The organism is Zhengella sp., from assembly GCF_041397485.1.
Classification (GTDB): Bacteria; Pseudomonadota; Alphaproteobacteria; order Rhizobiales; family Rhizobiaceae; genus Zhengella.
Genome location: NZ_JAWKWO010000002.1, coordinates 521,464 through 537,650 on the forward strand (window position 1 = coordinate 521,464; position 16,187 = coordinate 537,650).

Annotated in this window: 18 protein-coding genes and 1 other RNA gene; 12 read left to right on the forward strand and 7 right to left on the reverse strand. The window is 66.0% G+C overall.

The window, feature by feature from the left end:
- Nucleotides 1–10: 10 nt before the first annotated feature.
- Both nudC and R3D65_RS08600 read right to left on the reverse strand, forming a co-directional pair.
- A complete protein-coding gene (gene nudC / locus R3D65_RS08595; protein WP_371274802.1) occupies nucleotides 11–958 on the reverse strand; it encodes an NAD(+) diphosphatase in 948 nt (315 codons plus the stop codon).
- Between the two features lie 53 nt (nucleotides 959–1,011).
- Nucleotides 1,012–1,440, reverse strand: a complete 429-nt coding sequence (locus R3D65_RS08600; RefSeq protein ID WP_371274803.1) for an HIT domain-containing protein — start codon at nucleotides 1,438–1,440, stop codon at nucleotides 1,012–1,014.
- A gap of 163 nt (nucleotides 1,441–1,603) precedes the next feature.
- Between R3D65_RS08600 and ffs the strand changes: the two genes are divergently transcribed.
- From ffs to R3D65_RS08620, 4 genes are all read left to right on the forward strand, one after another.
- Nucleotides 1,604–1,701, forward strand: an RNA gene (gene ffs / locus R3D65_RS08605) — signal recognition particle sRNA small type.
- A gap of 85 nt (nucleotides 1,702–1,786) precedes the next feature.
- The gene (locus tag R3D65_RS08610; RefSeq protein WP_371274804.1) at nucleotides 1,787–3,637 is read left to right on the forward strand and encodes a DNA polymerase III subunit gamma/tau; all 1,851 of its coding nucleotides are present in this window, start codon (nucleotides 1,787–1,789) and stop codon (nucleotides 3,635–3,637) included.
- A 27-nt stretch (nucleotides 3,638–3,664) separates the two neighbouring features.
- On the forward strand, nucleotides 3,665–3,988 hold the full coding sequence (locus R3D65_RS08615; RefSeq protein ID WP_371274805.1) for a YbaB/EbfC family nucleoid-associated protein: 324 nt from the start codon (nucleotides 3,665–3,667) through the stop codon (nucleotides 3,986–3,988).
- Between the two features lie 76 nt (nucleotides 3,989–4,064).
- A complete protein-coding gene (locus R3D65_RS08620) occupies nucleotides 4,065–4,949 on the forward strand; it encodes a DMT family transporter (protein WP_371274806.1) in 885 nt (294 codons plus the stop codon).
- A 17-nt stretch (nucleotides 4,950–4,966) separates the two neighbouring features.
- Here R3D65_RS08620 and R3D65_RS08625 read toward each other — a convergent pair whose 3' ends face one another.
- Entirely contained in the window at nucleotides 4,967–5,470 is a 504-nt protein-coding gene (locus R3D65_RS08625; protein WP_371274807.1) for a GNAT family N-acetyltransferase, read from the reverse strand.
- Between the two features lie 131 nt (nucleotides 5,471–5,601).
- On the opposite strand from R3D65_RS08625, the gene R3D65_RS08630 reads away from it, so the two are divergent.
- The 4 genes from R3D65_RS08630 (at nucleotide 5,602) to R3D65_RS08645 (ending at nucleotide 10,189) form a co-directional block, all read left to right on the forward strand.
- Nucleotides 5,602–6,627 carry a ligase-associated DNA damage response exonuclease gene (locus tag R3D65_RS08630; protein ID WP_371274808.1) on the forward strand — a complete coding sequence of 342 codons (1,026 nt, stop codon included), beginning with the start codon at nucleotides 5,602–5,604 and terminating at the stop codon, nucleotides 6,625–6,627.
- On the forward strand, nucleotides 6,624–8,222 hold the full coding sequence (locus R3D65_RS08635) for an ATP-dependent DNA ligase (protein ID WP_371274809.1): 1,599 nt from the start codon (nucleotides 6,624–6,626) through the stop codon (nucleotides 8,220–8,222). Before R3D65_RS08630 ends, R3D65_RS08635 begins: the two co-directional genes overlap by 4 nt.
- A 42-nt stretch (nucleotides 8,223–8,264) precedes the next feature.
- The gene (gene recR / locus R3D65_RS08640) at nucleotides 8,265–8,873 is read left to right on the forward strand and encodes a recombination mediator RecR (RefSeq protein WP_371274810.1); all 609 of its coding nucleotides are present in this window, start codon (nucleotides 8,265–8,267) and stop codon (nucleotides 8,871–8,873) included.
- 86 nt (nucleotides 8,874–8,959) lie between these two features.
- Nucleotides 8,960–10,189, forward strand: coding sequence for a lytic murein transglycosylase (locus R3D65_RS08645; RefSeq protein WP_371274811.1), 1,230 nt, complete (start codon nucleotides 8,960–8,962; stop codon nucleotides 10,187–10,189).
- 4 nt (nucleotides 10,190–10,193) lie between these two features.
- On the opposite strand, the gene R3D65_RS08650 is transcribed toward R3D65_RS08645, so the two are convergent.
- The gene (locus R3D65_RS08650; RefSeq protein ID WP_371274812.1) at nucleotides 10,194–11,228 is read right to left on the reverse strand and encodes an NADP-dependent oxidoreductase; all 1,035 of its coding nucleotides are present in this window, start codon (nucleotides 11,226–11,228) and stop codon (nucleotides 10,194–10,196) included.
- A 161-nt stretch (nucleotides 11,229–11,389) separates the two neighbouring features.
- On the opposite strand from R3D65_RS08650, the gene R3D65_RS08655 reads away from it, so the two are divergent.
- Nucleotides 11,390–11,563, forward strand: a complete 174-nt coding sequence (locus tag R3D65_RS08655) for a hypothetical protein (RefSeq protein ID WP_371274813.1) — start codon at nucleotides 11,390–11,392, stop codon at nucleotides 11,561–11,563.
- Between the two features lie 4 nt (nucleotides 11,564–11,567).
- On the opposite strand, the gene R3D65_RS08660 is transcribed toward R3D65_RS08655, so the two are convergent.
- Together R3D65_RS08660 and R3D65_RS08665 are read right to left on the reverse strand one after the other, a co-directional pair.
- Nucleotides 11,568–11,882, reverse strand: coding sequence for a TraR/DksA family transcriptional regulator (locus R3D65_RS08660; RefSeq protein ID WP_371274814.1), 315 nt, complete (start codon nucleotides 11,880–11,882; stop codon nucleotides 11,568–11,570).
- A 108-nt stretch (nucleotides 11,883–11,990) separates the two neighbouring features.
- Nucleotides 11,991–13,238, reverse strand: a complete 1,248-nt coding sequence (locus R3D65_RS08665) for a DNA recombination protein RmuC (protein ID WP_371274815.1) — start codon at nucleotides 13,236–13,238, stop codon at nucleotides 11,991–11,993.
- A 103-nt stretch (nucleotides 13,239–13,341) separates the two neighbouring features.
- Here R3D65_RS08665 and def point away from each other — a divergent pair, with 103 nt between their 5' ends.
- The 3 genes from def to truA are packed head-to-tail and all read left to right on the forward strand — an operon-like array spanning nucleotide 13,342 to nucleotide 15,602.
- Nucleotides 13,342–13,875 carry a peptide deformylase gene (def, locus tag R3D65_RS08670; RefSeq protein WP_371274816.1) on the forward strand — a complete coding sequence of 178 codons (534 nt, stop codon included), beginning with the start codon at nucleotides 13,342–13,344 and terminating at the stop codon, nucleotides 13,873–13,875.
- A 55-nt stretch (nucleotides 13,876–13,930) separates the two neighbouring features.
- Nucleotides 13,931–14,848, forward strand: a complete 918-nt coding sequence (fmt, locus tag R3D65_RS08675; RefSeq protein ID WP_371275016.1) for a methionyl-tRNA formyltransferase — start codon at nucleotides 13,931–13,933, stop codon at nucleotides 14,846–14,848.
- A 4-nt stretch (nucleotides 14,849–14,852) separates the two neighbouring features.
- Nucleotides 14,853–15,602: a tRNA pseudouridine(38-40) synthase TruA gene (gene truA, locus R3D65_RS08680; RefSeq protein WP_371274817.1), complete on the forward strand. Its 750-nt coding sequence runs from the start codon at nucleotides 14,853–14,855 to the stop codon at nucleotides 15,600–15,602.
- Here truA and R3D65_RS08685 read toward each other — a convergent pair.
- Complete coding sequence (locus R3D65_RS08685; protein WP_371274818.1) at nucleotides 15,593–16,183, reverse strand: transporter; 591 nt, start codon at nucleotides 16,181–16,183, stop codon at nucleotides 15,593–15,595. The genes truA and R3D65_RS08685 overlap by 10 nt on opposite strands.
- Nucleotides 16,184–16,187 lie beyond the last annotated feature (4 nt).

Sequence of the window (16,187 nt, forward strand, 5' to 3'; positions counted from 1 at the left end):
AGCGGCCCTGTCAGCCGGCCGCCACCCAGTCGGAAATCAGCCGGTGGGCGATGGCGCGTGAGGGCGGAATGGCCGGCAGGTCCGGGTTGCCCGGCGCCCGCTTCAGCATCTCGCGCACCTCGTCGCGCGAGAACCACCGGCAATCCTCCAGTTCGGTTCTGTCGGGATCGATCTCGAAGCTCGTGGCCTCGCCATAGCAGCCGATCATCAGCGAATGGGGAAACGGCCAGGGCTGGCTGGCGTGATAGGCCACGCGGCCGATCGAAATTCCCGATTCCTCCAGCGTCTCGCGGCGCACCGCCTCCTCGATGCTCTCGCCCGGCTCGATGAACCCGGCCAGGCATGAATACATGCCGGGCGGGAAATGCGGGCTGCGCCCAAGAACGCACCGCTCGCCATCGAGGGCGAGCATGATCGCCACCGGATCGGTGCGCGGAAACACCTCCGCCTTGCATCCCGGGCAGACGCGCTTGACGCCGCCGCCGCCCATGGCGGTCTTCTCGCCGCACCGTCCGCAGAACCGGTTGGCCGCGTGCCAGGCCAGCAAAGCCGCGCCCTGGGCCAGCGCGGCTTCCGTTTCCCGGGTCAGCAATTGCTGCATGTAGAGCGAGCGGTAGTCGATGGCCTTGACCGAAGCGGGAAGTGAGTCCGGATCGAGTGATGACGGCGCGGCCAGCACCGGGTGTCCCTCGTCATATCCCAGCAGGATGGCCTGTCCGAGCCGGGCACCCAGGCCCTGCGCCCCGCCCACATCGTGCAGGCCGCGAAGGCCTTCCCCTTCCGCGGTCATGTAGAGCCGTCCTGCGCGGGCGACGAACAGCCGGGCGGAGGGGTCGTCGAGCGCCTTCTCCACGCAATCTTCGGAGCGGTGCTCCGACTGCCGGTCGAGCCGGTTGCCGGCGAAGCCGACGCGCATGGACGGTTCTTCGGCTGGCGCGTCGAAAAACGGAAAGGGCATGTTTGGGTATCCTTCGGGAAGGGCGCAGCGGCCCGTGCGTCATGTGGATGCGATCAGGCCGCCGAGACGGCTTCTTTCAGCCGTGAAACGAACTGGTGGCGATCTTCCTTTCGCCACGGCTGGCGTTCGCCATGGCCCCAGACCGGGCCGGGCCAGTTCGCGTCGCCCTCGTTGCGGGCCACGATATGCCAGTGGAGTTGCCTCACGATATTGCCAAGCGCCCCGGCATTGATCTTGTCGCAGCCGGTGATGTCCTTGAGTGCGCCGGCCACGAGATTGGTCTCGAAGGTCAGCATGGCCTGGTCCAGCGGCGTCAGCTCGTGCAATTCGTGGATGTCCGGCCGTTGCGGAATGAGGATCAGCCAGGGCCAGCGGCTGTCATTCATCAGACGCAATTCGCAAAGGCCCAGCCACAGGATCGGATGCGTGTCGGCTTCCAGTCGTCTGTCGAGCTCAAATCCGGCTTTCACCCGTGGCAACATCCCTCTTCCGTCCGTTCCTGGCGTTCCGACTGTCATGAAAGAACAATCCTGACTCAAGTTTTCGCGGATGTCTTGTCATTTTTACCCTTTCATCCTGTGCCTTCGTCCGAAATCACGTCCATGGCGCTTGCATTCGCGGTCAAAAGAACCGATATGGGCAGCGGGAGGCTGGTGGTGGACGAGCCACTCGCCAACCGGGTCAGGTCCGGAAGGAAGCAGCCCTAACGAGCCATGGCGCGGGTCACCGCGCCAGCCTCCCGCCTTTCCCCGTCGCTGTGCCGTCTTCGCATTGACCGCGCCGCGCCCCCCTGCAAGTATCGCCGGGAACGGAGACCAGACCCGAACCATGAGCGACCAGTCCGGCGGACAGCAGACACCCTACCGGGTGCTCGCCCGCAAATACCGCCCGCGCGATTTCACCGACCTGATCGGTCAGGAGCCGATGGTGCGCACGCTCACCAACGCGTTCCATTCGGGCCGCATCGCCCAGGCATGGATGCTGACCGGCGTGCGCGGGGTCGGCAAGACGACGACGGCACGCATCCTGGCCCGTGCCCTGAATTACCATACGGAGAGTGTCGACCGGCCCTCCATCGACCTGTCGGTGCCCGGCGAGCATTGCCAGGCGATCATGGAAGGCCGCCATGTCGACGTGATCGAGATGGACGCAGCCTCCCATACCGGTATCGGCGACATCCGCGAGATCATCGAGCAGGTGCGCTACATGCCCTCGGTGGCCCGCTACAAGGTCTTCATCATCGACGAGGTTCACATGCTGTCGAACCAGGCTTTCAACGGCCTGCTGAAGACGCTGGAAGAGCCGCCGCCGCATGTGAAGTTCATCTTCGCCACCACGGAGATCCGCAAGGTGCCGGTCACCGTTCTTTCGCGCTGCCAGCGCTTCGACCTGCGCCGTGTCGACGCCGAGGCGCTGACGCGCCATCTCGCCCGCATTGCCGAGCTGGAGGAGGTGTCGGTCGAGGCCGACGCCCTGTCCATGATGGCGCGCGCGGCGGAAGGCTCGGTGCGCGATTCGCTGTCCATTCTCGATCAGGCCATTGCCCATGGCTCCGGCCATGTCACCGCGCAGGCCGTGCGTTCCATGCTCGGCCTTGCCGACAATGCCCGCGTCATCGACCTGTTCGAGATGCTGATGAGGGGCGACCTGCCCGGCGCGCTGGGAGAGTTGAAGAACCAGTATGACGCCGGTGCCGATCCTGCCGTCGTGCTGACGGATCTGGCGGCCTTCACCCATCTGGTCACCCGGCTTCGTTTCGTGCCGGAAGCCGCCGACGATGCCTCGCTCAGCCAGGACGAACGCACGCGCGGGCTTGATTTTTCGCAGAATCTCTCGGTGCGGGTGCTCTCGCGCACCTGGCAGATGCTGCTCAAGGGTATCCACGAGGTTCAGGGCGCGGCCCGGCCCTATGCGGCCGCCGAGATGGTGCTGATCCGCATCGCCCATGCCGCCGACCTTCCCACGCTGGACGAGGCCATCCGCGCGCTCGGCGAGCGGAGCGGCGGCGATGCCGGCGCGGGTGCCCCACCGGCCGGCGCGCCTTCGGCAGGCGGTGGCGCGGGCGGGCAGGGTGCGCCTGCGTCACGCCAGGGCCAGGCCGCGACGGCCTATGGCCGCTCCGCACGGTCCGCGCAGCCGGTTTCCGGCCCTGCCATGCGTCTGGTGGAAAGCCGGCCGGCCGAGACGCCGGCCATGCGCGCTGCACCGGCGCCCGAAGCGGAGACGGCGGCCGCCGATGCCGTCCCGGTGCGATCGCTGGAGGACATCGTCGCGCTGGCCGACCAGCATCGCGACCTGCGCATCAAGATCGGCGTACGCAACAGCATTCGTCTCGTCTCGCTGGCGCCGGGCCACCTGTCCGTCTCGCTGACACCCAATGCCGACCGGTCGATTCTCACCGATCTGGCCCAGCGCCTGAAACTGTGGACCGGGCGCAACTGGATGGTCTCGCTCAGTCAGGAAGAGGGCGGACGCACCATTGCCGAGATCGAGGAGGAAACGCGCGAAACGCTGTTTTCCGATGCAAGCAAGGATCCGGCCGTGGCCGCGATCCTGCAGAAGTTCCCGGGCGCCAGGGTCATCGATGTCCGCCTGCCGGCCGCACCCGAAGAGGTGCCCGGCGCTGAGGGCATGCCGGTCGAGGCCTTGCCCGACGACGATGACGACGACATTCTTTGACACGGACCCGAACGCGGGAGAGAGACGATGAAAGATCTGATGGGCCTGATGAGCAAGGCCAAGGAAATGCAGGCCAGGATGCAGGCGCTGCAGGAGGAAATGGCCAGCATCACCGCTGACGGCCAGTCCGGTGGCGGTCTTGTCACCGTGACGCTGAGCGGCAAGGGTGAGATGCGCGGTCTGAAGATCGACCCCTCGCTTTTCAGGGAAGACGATGTGGAAATCCTTGAGGACCTGATCCTGGCGGCCCACAACGAGGCCAAGGCCAAGGTGGAGCAGGTGATGGCCGAAAAAACCCAGGAACTGACCGCCGGCCTGCCGATCCCGCCCGGCATGAAACTGCCGTTCTGATCCGGGCCGGCCCACGGGCTGCGCCTTGTTGCAATCACTCGCCGGTTGAACCCGGCCTCTTCCGGAGGCGTGGATCATGACGCTTGCGCAGGAAAATCTGCGCGGTGCGATGCTGATGGTTTTCGCGATGGCGTGCTTCGCCGTCGAGGACATGTTCATCAAGCGCGCCGCGCAGTCCTTGCCCGTCGGGCAAATCCTCATCCTGTTCGGTCTGGCGGGCATGATCGCGTTTTCCGCGATTGCCGCCATGCGCGGCCAGCGCCCGTGGCACGGGGCCATGCTGGGTCGCACGCTTCTCCTCAAGGCGGTGCTCGAGGTGGTCGGGCGTCTTGGCTATACGCTCGGAATCGCGCTGACGCCGTTGTCCAATGCCTCGGCCATTCTTCAGGCAACGCCGCTGGTCGTCGTGGCGGGCGCCGCTGTTCTCTTTGGCGAAAAGGTGGGCCTGCGCCGCTGGCTGGCCGTCGGCATCGGCTTCATGGGCGTGCTGATCGTGCTGCGTCCCGGCATGGAGGGCTTTGTGCCGGCCGCATTGTGGACAGTGATCGGCATGTTCGGCTTTGCCGGCCGCGACCTTGCCTCGCGCGCCGCGCCAAAGGTGTTGTCCAATCCGCAACTGGGTGCCCATGGCTTTGCAGCCCTCACCGTGGCAGGCCTCATCCTTCTTCCGTTCACCGGTGCGCCGGTCCGGCCGTCCCCGCCGGTCATCGGCTTTCTCGCCGCCGCGTCCCTGTTTGGTGTCACCGCATATTGGAGCCTGACTGCCGCCATGCGCATGGGCGAGGTGTCGGTGGTCACGCCATTCCGCTACACGCGCCTGCTGTTCGGCATCGCGCTCGGCATCGCCGTGTTCGGCGAAAGCTTTGACCGGATCACCCTTGCGGGCGCAGTGCTGATCCTCGCTTCCGGGCTCTACACGCTTTTGCGCCGGCCGCGCCGGGAGCCTTTCGCGGCGATGTAGATCGTGTTTCCGGCCCGCTAGCCGAGCTGCTTTTCCATGAGAACGGCGGGAAAGGCGGTGTCGCTTGCCAGCATCACCGCCACGTCTTCCAGCCGGTGAAAGCCGTGGCGGGCGTAGAATTTCTCCGCCGGCCGCGAGGAAAAGCACATCAGCTTGCGCAAGCCGTCGCGCCTGGCCTCCGCGAGACATGTCGACAGGATGGCGCCGCCCACGCCGCTGCGCATGAGATCGGGATGGGTGGCGAAATGGCGGATATGGCCGCTGGCATCGTCCAGCCGCCCGGTTCCCGGTGTCGCCTTGCTCCAGCCGCCGCAACCGGCCACGCGTCCGCCGATATGGGCCGCGAAGTAATGGCCGGATGCGAGCAGCGCCGGATCGATGCGCAGCATGGCCGGCAGGGCGTCGGTCAGGATGTCGTCGCTGTACCAGCCCGGATAGACCGCCGAATAACAATCCGCGATCAATGCTTCGAGCGCTTCCCGGTCATCGGCACCGGCTCGCCGTATCACGATATCGTTCATGGTCTCGTCTCCCGGCTTACCGATGCTTCCAACTTGTCTCATTTCTTAATGGCTGAAGCGCGATTCGCCATCCTCCCAATGGATGAAAACCTCTGCCAATTGCCTATATGATCGTCGATGACGAGGACCGAATGCGCGATGTGCTGACCTTTACCGACAAGGGCATCTATTGCCCTGCCGGCGATTTCTTCATTGACCCGTGGCGTCCGGTGAAGCGCGCGCTCATCACCCATGGCCATGCCGACCATGCCCGCTGGGGCCATGAAAGCTATCTGTGTACCGCGCCCGCCGCGCCCGTCATTGAACGGCGCCTCGGCGTCACGCCGCAAACCGTGGACTATGGCAGGACCCTGACGATCGGCGATGCCTCAGTCAGCTTCCATCCGGCAGGCCATGTGCCGGGATCGGCACAGATCCGGGTCGAGGTCGGTGGCCAGATCTGGGTCGTCTCTGGCGATTACAAGGTCGAAGAGGACGGCCTGTCGGAGCCTTTCGAGCCGGTGCCCTGCCACGCCTTCATCACCGAATGCACCTTCGGCCTGCCCGTCTTCAACTGGACCAGCCAGGCCGAACTGGCCGGCGAACTCAACGCCTGGTGGCGCGCCTGCCGGGACGCCGGCAAGGTGGCGGTCATCGGCGCCTATTCGCTGGGAAAGGCGCAGCGCGTGCTGACGAGCCTCGACCTGTCCATCGGCCCGGTTTTCACCCATGGCGCGGTCGAGAACATGAATTCGGTCCTGCGCGAACAGGGCGTGGACCTGCCGCCCACGACGCAAGTGACACCGGACGTTGCCCGCGCCGCCTTCGCTGGTGGCCTTGTCATCGCTCCACCCTCGGCCATGGAGGGAAACTGGATGCGCCGCTTCGGGCCTGTCTCGCGCAGCTATGCGTCGGGCTGGATGGCGCTGCGCGGCGTGCGCCGCAGGCGGGCCGCCGACCGTGGCTTCGTGATGAGCGATCATGCCGACTGGCACGGCCTCAACGAAGCCGTTGCCGCGACGGGCGCCGAACGCGTCTTCGTCACCCATGGCTATACCGGACCGTTCCGCAAATGGCTGCAATCACGCGGCTATGATGCCCATGTCGTCTCCACCGAATATGAGGGCGAGAGCCTGGACACCGCACCGGGCGGTGACGAGGCGGGGGAGGGCGCATGAACCGCTTCGCCGCCCTTTTCACCGCGCTCGACCAGACCACCGGCACCAATGCCAGGGTTGCCGCGCTGGCGGCGTACTTCCGCGAGGCACCGGAGGACGACCGGCTGTGGACCATCGCCCTTCTCTCGGGCCGCCGCCCGCGTCGCGCGGTCACCGCGACCAATCTGCGTGAATGGGCCGCCGGGCGCGCCGGCATCCCGCTCTGGCTGTTCGAGGAGGCCTATCCGGTTGTCGGCGACCTGGCCGAGACCATCGCCCTCGTCCTGCCCGAGCCGCAAGAGACCAGCGACGAAAGCCTGACCTTCTGGATCAACGAGACGCGGGCACTGCGCGACGCCGATGACGAAACCCGCAAGGCCGCCATTCTGTCGGCCTGGAACCGGCTCGACCGGACCGGCCGCTTCCTGTTCAACAAGCTGATAACCGGCGGCTTCCGCATGGGCGTCTCGCAGAAGCTGATGACCCGCGCGCTCGCCGCGGCCACCGGCATCGAGGAGACCGCGCTTGCCCATCGCATCATGGGCGACTGGTCGCCCGACACCACCACGTTCGACCGTCTCGTCCTGTCCGGCGACAACGAGGTCGCCACCTCCCGGCCCTATCCGTTCTGCCTGGCTCATCCGCTGGAGGCAGAACCGGGCAGTCTCGGCCCTGTCTCCGACTGGCTGGCAGAATGGAAATGGGACGGCATCCGCGGGCAACTGGTGCGCCGAGAGGGACAGCTTTTCGTCTGGTCACGCGGCGAGGAACTGGTGACAGACCGCTTTCCCGAACTTGCCGCCACACTGGATTGCCTGCCCGACGGCACGGTGATCGACGGCGAGATCATGGCCTGGCGCGACGATGCGGTCCTGCCGTTTCAGGCGCTCCAGACGCGCATCGGCCGCAAGACCGTCTCGAAGAAGCTGCTGGCGGAAACGCCGGTCGTCATGACCGCCTACGACCTCCTGGAACAGGACGGGCAGGACCTGCGCCAGACGCCCTTCGCCGAACGCCGCGCCCGGCTTGAACGGCTGATCGGAAACCTGCCGCCGACCGCGCCGCTTCGCCTTTCGCCAACGGTGCCGGCCACCACCTGGGCCGGGCTTGCCGATGCCCGCGCCACATCGCGCGAACGTGGCGCCGAGGGGCTGATGCTTAAGCGGCTGGACAGCCCCTATCACGTCGGGCGCAAGCGGGGCGACTGGTGGAAATGGAAGGTCGACCCGCTCACCGTGGACGCCGTGATGATCTACGCCCAGGCCGGCCATGGCCGCCGCGCCAACCTGTTCACCGATTTCACCTTCGCCGTGCCCGACGACGAGGGCAATCTGGTGCCCTTCACCAAGGCCTATTCCGGGCTGACGGATGCGGAGTTCCGCGAGATCAGCCGCTGGGTGCGCGCCAACACGCTGGAGCGCTTCGGCCCCGTGCGTTCCGTGCCACCGGTGCATGTTTTTGAAATCGCCTTCGAGGGCCTCCAGGCCTCCAGCAGGCACAAGTCCGGTATCGCGCTGCGTTTCCCGCGCATGGCCCGCTGGCGCACCGACAAGCCGGTTTCCGAGATCAACACGCTGGCCGACCTGAAGGCGCTTCTGGCTGCCCATGGCGGCTGATCGGCACTGGTCCAGACGCCCCTTTCGGTCTATCTCTCGCCCATGTCCAAGCGAATCGCCGGTCCCGAAATCGAGAAACTGATCCAGCTTCTGTCCAAGGTGCCGGGCCTGGGGCCGCGTTCGGCCCGCCGTGCCGCACTGCATCTGATCAAGAAGAAGGACCAGTTGATGGGGCCTCTTGCCGGTGCCATGGCCGAGGCCTACGCGAAGGTCGGCACCTGCTCGGTCTGCGGCAATGTCGACACGGTGGACCCGTGCAACATCTGTACCGATCCCCGCCGCGAGGGAACCGTCATCATCGTGGTGGAGGACGTGGCCGACCTCTGGGCGCTGGAACGCGCCGGTGCCATGACCGCGGCGCGCTACCATGTGCTGGGCGGCACGCTCTCGCCGCTCGATGGCATCGGCCCGGACGATCTCAACATTGCCGGCCTGGTCGACCGCGTGGCGGCTGGCGGCGTGTCGGAAATCATCCTTGCCGTGAATGCCACGGTGGAGGGCCAGACAACGGCCCACTATGTCACCGACCGCCTGGCCGGTTTCGACGTGAAGGTGACGCGGCTGGCCCATGGCGTGCCCGTGGGCGGCGAGCTGGACTATCTGGACGACGGCACGCTGGCGGCGGCCTTGCGCGCCCGCACCAATTTCTGAAAACGCCTTGCGCCCCGCCTTACGCAAGCCACAACGGCTGGTAGGATGGTTGCGAATCGTCCGTTGAACGCCGGAGCCGTCTCTCCATGCGCCATCTTCTCACCGCATTCGCCCTCGTCCTGCTTGTTTCGGCCCCGGCGCTGGCCCGCTCGCAGGCTGTCGAGCGCCAGTTCCGCGACTGGCTGGCCAATGACCTGTGGCCGCAGGCCCGCCAGCGCGGCGTCAGCGCGGCGACGTTCAATGCGGCCTTCGATGGCGTGACGCTGAACTGGAAACTGCCCGATCTGGTGCCGCCGGGCACCAGGCCGGAAACGCCGCGGAAACAGCGCCAGGCGGAGTTCGGCGCTCCGGCGAGATATTTCAATCCCGGGACAGTGCAGGGCGCGGCTGCCGGCGGGCGTGACCACAAGGCCCGCCTTGCGGCCACCTTGAAGCGTGTCGAGAGCGCCTATGGCGTGCCCGGCCGCATCCTGCTGGCCATATGGGCGCGCGAGAGCGGCTTCGGGCGGGCGAAGATCCCCCATGACGCGTTCGAGGTGCTTGGTACCAAGGCCTTCATGTCCACGCGCAAGGAGATGTTCCGCAACGAATTGCTGGCCGCCCTGCAGATGGCGCAGAACGGCGTGCCGCCGCGCAACATGAAATCGTCCTGGGCCGGCGCGCTCGGCCAGCCGCAATTCATGCCGTCCTCCTACCTGAAACACGCCGCCGACGGCGACGGTGACGGCCGCGCAGACATCTGGGGATCGCAGGCCGACACGCTGGCATCCATCGCCAGCTACCTGCGCCACCATGGCTGGCAGACAGGCCGCGACTGGGGTTTCGAGGTGGTGGTTCCGCAATCCGTGGCCTGTACGCTTGAAGGGCCGGATCAGGGCCGCACGATTGCGCAATGGGAAGCGATGGGAATCCGCCGCGTGAACGGAAAACCCTTCCCGGCCCACGAACTGAAGGGCGAGGGCTATCTGATGATGCCGGCTGGCCGCCTCGGCCCGGCCTTCATCGTCACGCCGAATTTCTATGTCCTGAAGGACTACAACGAGAGCGACCTCTACGCCCTTTTCGTCGGCCATGTCGGCGACCGCATCGAGTGGAATGTCGGCGATTTTACGCAAGGCTGGGGGAAGATCGACAAGCTCTGGCGCTCCGACATCGCCGCCATGCAGCGCGTGCTCGAACGCCAGGGCCACGATGTGGGCGGCGCCGACGGCCTGCCGGGTTTCAAGACCCGGCGATCCATCGGCGCATGGCAGGCGAAGAACGGACGCCAGCCGACCTGCTTTCCCGATGCGGAATTGATCCGCGCAATCCGCTGAGCGCTCAGGCTGTCGGATCTTCCGATACGCGGATGATCAGCTTGCCCTTGTTGCGCCCGGTCAGCAAGCCCTGGAAGGCCTCGACGGTGTTTTCCAGCCCGTCCACGATGTCTTCGGTGTAGCGGATCCGGCCTTCGCGCACCCACGCGGCCATCTCGCGCTCGAAGGAACCGCGATGTTCGGCCTCGTGATCGTAATTGATGAAGCCGCGCACGGTCAGCCGGTTGACGAGAATCGCCCGCATGAACATGGGCAGGTAGTCGCCCCCTTCCGGCAGGCCGGAAAGGTTGTAATAGGCGATGGTACCGCAGACCGGCATGCGCGCGAACGGGTTGAACAGCGGGATGACGGCCTTAAGCACATCGCCGGCCACGTTCTCGAAATAGACATCCACGCCATCCGGACAGGCGGCTTTCAGCTTCTGGGGAAAGTCGGCTTCCTTGTAGTTCACGCAGGCGTCAAAGCCGAATTCGTCCACCACCTGGGCGCATTTCTCGTCCGAACCGGCAATGCCGACGGCCCGGCAGCCCTTGATCTTCGCGATCTGGCCGACAAGCTGGCCGACAGCGCCATTGGCCGCCGAGACGAGAACGGTTTCGCCGGCCTTCGGCTTGCCATGCTCGATGAGCCCGGCATAGGCGGTAAAGCCCGGCATGCCGAGGCAGCCGAGCGCGGTGGAAATCGGCGCGGCCGACGGATCGAGCTTGCGGCAGGCATCCGCCGGCATCACCGCATGGCTCTGCCAGCCGGTGCGCGCCAGCACGATATCGCCGGCCGAAAGCGAGGCATCGCCGCTTTCCAGCACAGAGCAGACGGCCTCCGCCGTCACGACGCCGCCGATCTCTGTCGATACGGCATAGGATTTTGCCGGGCTCATCCGCCCGCGCATGTAGGGGTCGAGCGAAAGATAGATGACCTTGACGAGAACCTCGCCCTGGCCCGGAGATGGATAGTCATGGGCTTGAAGTTTCAGTTCGTCATGACCGGGCATCCCTTTCGGATAAGCCGTCAGGATGATCCGTTGACCGTTCGCGCCCATGCTTTCCTCCCGTGCTGGCGATCGTCTGGACCGGGACTATAGGCGCAAGGGCCGTCAGGGCAAGCGGCTGTTCGCCGGTGCACCACGGTAAACAGAACGTGAATTGGAAAACCGCCCTTCAAGACCCACCGTAACAGGACGGGGGCACAGGGAGATGAAAGATGCAAAGACCGAGCCGCCTGAATGAACTTGCAACCATGATGATCAAGCAGGCCAAGCTGTTGAAGCACAGCGGTCTCGTGGCAGAAGCGCGCGAACTGGCGCGCCGGGCCCTCGCCCTGCGCAGCTATGACCGGCTGGCGATGCAGCCGGTCAGGATTCGCGTCCGGCGCTGACCGGTCAGGCGCAATTGCGGCAGAAAGGCGTGGCCGGCAGCAATTCGAGCCGGTCCGGCGAGATTTCCTCGCCGCATTTCACGCAGTCGCCATAGGTCCCGTTGTCGACGCGATTGAGCGCGGCTTCGATCCGGCGCAGTTCCTCCATGCCCTGGTTGCCGAGGCTTTCAAGCACTTCGTCGCCTTCGCGTTCCGTCGCGCGTTCTTCCGTGTCGGCGCTGGCCGGCTCGTCCAGATCGTGCTCGATTTCCTCAAGACGTTCGCGGAGTTCAGCCTGGCGGGCAAGCAGCTTGTTCTTGAAATAGGCGACATCGACCATGGATCTTCTTACCTCCTGAATGCCGCACACCGTTGCACGGCCCTTTATCCGGCACAATAACCGCACCTGCCGGTTTTTTCTTGATTTGGCTCAACACGACGCGCCGGGTCAATCCTCGTCCACCACGTGCAGGCGCAGCCGCCTCGGCGTGTCCTCGTGCGGCACGTCGTGCGGAGAGGAGGGACGGCTTCCGGCCAGCCGCCCGTGGTCCGTCTGCCGCCGGTCCGGCTCGGACGGGCCGAACTCCAGGGCCTCGATCTTCTCGCCGCGCTGCGACAGTTTCTGTGTGGACGTGACGATCTGCTCGATGTCGCGCGATGCCTGGCCGAAATGGGTCTGCAGCTTCATGACCCGGTCACTCAGCCGGCCCAGGTCGTTCATCAGATGCGCCACCTCGCCCTGGATCAGATGCGCCTGCTCACGCATGCGCGCATCCTTCAGCACGGATTGCACCACCTGCACCGAGAGCATGAGCAGCGATGGCGACACGATCACCACCCGGGCGCGGTGGGCCTTCTGCACCAGCGTCTCGAATTGCTCGTGGATGTCGGCGAAGATCGATTCGGATGGCACGAAAAGGAAGGCCGTGTCCTGTGTCTCGCCGGGAACGAGATATTTCCCGGCAACGGCTGCGATGTGAACCTCCATGTCGCGGCGGAAACGCTGCCGTGCCTGTTTTTCCGCTTCGGCATGCTCCGCCGCGCGCACCGCGTTCCAGCCTTCCAGCGGAAACTTCGCATCGATGGCCAGCGGCGGCGCCCCGTTCGGCATCAGGATCAGGCAATCCGGCCGTGATCCGTTCGCCAGCGTGGCCTGGAATTCGTAGGCGCCCGCCGGCAGTGCATCGGCGATGATGGCTTCCATGCGGGCCTGCCCGAAGGCGCCGCGCGTCTGCTTGTTGGAAAGGATCGCCTGCAACTCCACCACCTGTCCCGCCAGCGACTGGATATTGCTCTGCGCCGTGTCGATGACAGCCAGCCGCTCTTGCAGTTTCGCCAGGTTCTCATGGGTGGATTTCGTCTGTTCGCTCATGGTCTGGCCGATCCGGCTGGTCATGCCGTCGAGACGTTCGCGGATCGACTGGTTGAGTTCGGCCTGGCGTGCGCCGAACACATCGGCCAGCGTGGCCATGCGCCCCTGCATCTCGCCCTGCGCCTTCATCAGGTCGGCCAGAAGGCGCTGTTGCTCGGCCTCCCGCGCGGCGGCTTCCGCGCTCTGCCGCGCCCCGCGCCGCCAGGCGAGCAGGACGGCGCCGAGCAGCGCCACCGCTCCCGCCAGCAGGACGTGGCCGAAGATGACGACGGTGCGTCCAAACGCGCCGGCGGGCTCCGAAAGCAGCATGATCAACGATTCCATGCCGGCGAGGCTAGCAGGTTTGCACGCCTGAAGCGAGATCAAAACGCGAACAAATGCCGTTTGGCGCGTTGACGCCTCGCGCGCGAGCGCTTATGTGCAAGCCATGACGATCAAGCCGCTTGTCCTTTTGCCCGATCCTGTCCTGCGCGAGGTTTCCAGGCCTGTCGAGCGCGTGGACGATGCCCTGCGTGCTTTCGCGCGGGACATGCTGGACACCATGTATGATGCACCGGGCATCGGCCTTGCCGCCATCCAGGTGGCCGAGCCGATCCGGATGCTGACCATTGATCTGGCCAAGGAGGGCGAGGCGCCGGCCCCGCACATCTTCATCAACCCGGAAATCGTCGCCTCCAGCGATGACCGTTCGGTCTATGAGGAGGGCTGCCTTTCCATCCCGGACTATTATGCGGAGGTGGAACGGCCCGCCAGCGTCACGGTCAACTATCTCGATCTGGACGGAAGGCAGCGCACGATGGAGGCCGACGGTCTCATGGCCACCTGCCTGCAACACGAGATCGACCACCTCAACGGCGTTCTGTTCATCGATCACATTTCGCGCCTGAAACGCGACATGGTCATCAAGAAATTCAAGAAGCTGGCGAAGGATCGCGGCGGCACCCGCACCATGGTGGGCTGACGCGCCCGCGCCGCTTGCGAATCGCCGGGAGAGCCTGATCGTGCGCATCATTTTCATGGGAACGCCCGATTTCTCCGTGCCGACACTGCGCGCACTTCACGCGGCCGGCCATGACATCGTGGCGGTCTACGCGCAGCCGCCGCGCAAGGCAGGCCGCCGCGGGCTCGAACTCACCCCGTCTCCGGTTCACAAGGCCGCCGAAGCGCTGGGGATCGACGTGCGAACGCCGGTTTCCCTGAAAGGTCAATCCGAACAGGCCGCCTTTCGTGCGCTGGAGGCCGATGCCGCGGTCGTTGTCGCCTATGGCCTCCTGCTGCCCCGGCCCATCCTGGAGGGAACGCGGCTCGGCTGCTTCAACGGCCACGCTTCGGCGCTGCCGCGCTGGCGCGGTGCCGCGCCCATTCAGCGCGCCATCATGGCCGGCGACAGGGAAACGGCGATGATGGTGATGAAGATGGACGAGGGGCTGGATACCGGCCCCGTCGCCAAGGCCGCGCCCGTTGCCATCGGCCCGGACATGACGGCCGGTCAATTGCATGACGTGATGATGGAAACCGGCGCCGCCCTGATGGTGGAGGCCATGGCTGCGCTGGAGGCAGGAAAGCTGACGCTGACGCCGCAGCCGGAGGACGGCGTCACCTATGCCCGCAAGATCGACAAGGCGGAGACCCGCATCGACTGGTCGCGCCCTGCGCGCGAGGTCCATGATCGCATTCGCGGTCTCGCCCCCTTTCCGGGCGCCTGGTGCGAGATGACGCTCGGCGCAGGCAAGCCTGAGCGGGTCAAGCTGCTCGGTTCCACGCTTGCCGAAGGGAGCGGCAAGCCCGGATCCGTGCTGGACGAAGCGCTGACGATTGCCTGCGGCACCGGCGCGGTCCGCCTTACCCGGCTGCAAAAGGCGGGCGGCAAGACGCTGGATGCGGCCGGCTTCCTGCGCGGCAATCCCGTTTCCGCCGGCGTCGTGCTGGATTGAAGCCATGCCGCGCTATCGCATGACGGTCGAGTATGACGGCACGCCCTACAAGGGCTGGCAGCGCCAGAAGAACGGCCACAGCGTGCAGGCCGCCATCGAGGCGGCGATCGCCCGCTTCGCGCGCGAGACCGTGACCTTGCAGGTGGCCGGGCGCACCGATGCCGGCGTGCATGCGACCGGGCAGGTCAGCCATGCCGATCTGGCGCGCGACTGGGCGCCCTTCAAGTTTCACGAGGCAGTCAACGCCATGCTGCGCGAGGCCGGCGAAGCCGTCTCGGTGCTGTCGGTGGAAAGGGCGGAGGAGGGATTCCATGCCCGTTTTTCCGCAACGCGCCGCCACTACCTCTATCGCATCATCAATCGCCGCCCGCCGCTGGCGCTTGAGCGCGACCGCGCCTGGTGGGTCAAGAAGGGGGTGATCGACGAAGCGGCGATGGCCGACGCGGCCGAGATACTGATCGGCACCCATGACTTCACGACATTCCGCGCCGCCCAGTGCCAGGCCAGGAGCCCTGTGAAGACAATGGAGCGCATCGATGTGACGCGCGGCGGCGACATGATCGAGGTGCGCTGCTCGGCCCGCTCCTTCCTGCACAACCAGGTCCGTTCCATGGTCGGGTCGCTCAAGCTGGTGGGCGAGGGCCGCTGGACGAAGGACGACCTTCGCCGCGCTCTGGAAGCCCGCGATCATCAGGCCTGCGGCGCGCTGGCCCCGCCCCATGGGCTCTATCTCACCAAGGTGGATTACGGCTGAGCCGACAGGCCCAGCATGCCATGCATGGCGACCAGCACCAGGATCGACGCGACCGCCATGGCAATGAACACACCGGCCGAATACATGGCCTCACGTCCGATGGCGCCATGCGTGATGCGCCAGCCGAGCACAAGCGAAAGCACGAAGACCATCAGCGACAGGAAGCCGGAAGGATCCGGTTCGCCAGAAGCCAGCAGCCGGACCAGCGCCGGCGGCACGGCCAGCCAGACGAGGATCGCGCTGCCCCAATTGGTCGCGATCACATAGGCCGCGAAGGATCTGCGCATGCCGACCGCCCCAGACACCGCGCCAAGTCCGGCGATCGGCACGATCCATGCTGCCAGATCGGCTATGCCCAACCGCAGGACGGTCAGCGACAGGCTGCCATCCCCGGCTAGGAAATCCGGTGCCGCCGCCACCCAGGACAGCAGCATCGGCGGCAGGGCAAGCAGGATCGACCAGAACGAACGCCAGAACCCTTCCGCCGTGATGTCCATGCGGGCCAGTGCATCGCCCTTCGCGGTGACCATGATGCGCCAGGCGGCGGTCAGATGGGCCTGCACATAGTCCGCATCGAGCATGGCC

Coding starts and splice junctions, on each gene's coding strand:
- nudC (WP_371274802.1), bottom strand. CDS start 958: ATGCCCTTTCCGTTTTTCGACGCGCCAGCCGAAGAACCGTCCATGCGC.
- R3D65_RS08600 (WP_371274803.1), bottom strand. CDS start 1,440: ATGTTGCCACGGGTGAAAGCCGGATTTGAGCTCGACAGACGACTGGAA.
- R3D65_RS08610 (WP_371274804.1), top strand. CDS start 1,787: ATGAGCGACCAGTCCGGCGGACAGCAGACACCCTACCGGGTGCTCGCC.
- R3D65_RS08615 (WP_371274805.1), top strand. CDS start 3,665: ATGAAAGATCTGATGGGCCTGATGAGCAAGGCCAAGGAAATGCAGGCC.
- R3D65_RS08620 (WP_371274806.1), top strand. CDS start 4,065: ATGACGCTTGCGCAGGAAAATCTGCGCGGTGCGATGCTGATGGTTTTC.
- R3D65_RS08625 (WP_371274807.1), bottom strand. CDS start 5,470: ATGAACGATATCGTGATACGGCGAGCCGGTGCCGATGACCGGGAAGCG.
- R3D65_RS08630 (WP_371274808.1), top strand. CDS start 5,602: ATGCGCGATGTGCTGACCTTTACCGACAAGGGCATCTATTGCCCTGCC.
- R3D65_RS08635 (WP_371274809.1), top strand. CDS start 6,624: ATGAACCGCTTCGCCGCCCTTTTCACCGCGCTCGACCAGACCACCGGC.
- recR (WP_371274810.1), top strand. CDS start 8,265: ATGTCCAAGCGAATCGCCGGTCCCGAAATCGAGAAACTGATCCAGCTT.
- R3D65_RS08645 (WP_371274811.1), top strand. CDS start 8,960: ATGCGCCATCTTCTCACCGCATTCGCCCTCGTCCTGCTTGTTTCGGCC.
- R3D65_RS08650 (WP_371274812.1), bottom strand. CDS start 11,228: ATGGGCGCGAACGGTCAACGGATCATCCTGACGGCTTATCCGAAAGGG.
- R3D65_RS08655 (WP_371274813.1), top strand. CDS start 11,390: ATGCAAAGACCGAGCCGCCTGAATGAACTTGCAACCATGATGATCAAG.
- R3D65_RS08660 (WP_371274814.1), bottom strand. CDS start 11,882: ATGGTCGATGTCGCCTATTTCAAGAACAAGCTGCTTGCCCGCCAGGCT.
- R3D65_RS08665 (WP_371274815.1), bottom strand. CDS start 13,238: ATGGAATCGTTGATCATGCTGCTTTCGGAGCCCGCCGGCGCGTTTGGA.
- def (WP_371274816.1), top strand. CDS start 13,342: ATGACGATCAAGCCGCTTGTCCTTTTGCCCGATCCTGTCCTGCGCGAG.
- fmt (WP_371275016.1), top strand. CDS start 13,931: ATGGGAACGCCCGATTTCTCCGTGCCGACACTGCGCGCACTTCACGCG.
- truA (WP_371274817.1), top strand. CDS start 14,853: ATGCCGCGCTATCGCATGACGGTCGAGTATGACGGCACGCCCTACAAG.
- R3D65_RS08685 (WP_371274818.1), bottom strand. CDS start 16,183: ATGCTCGATGCGGACTATGTGCAGGCCCATCTGACCGCCGCCTGGCGC.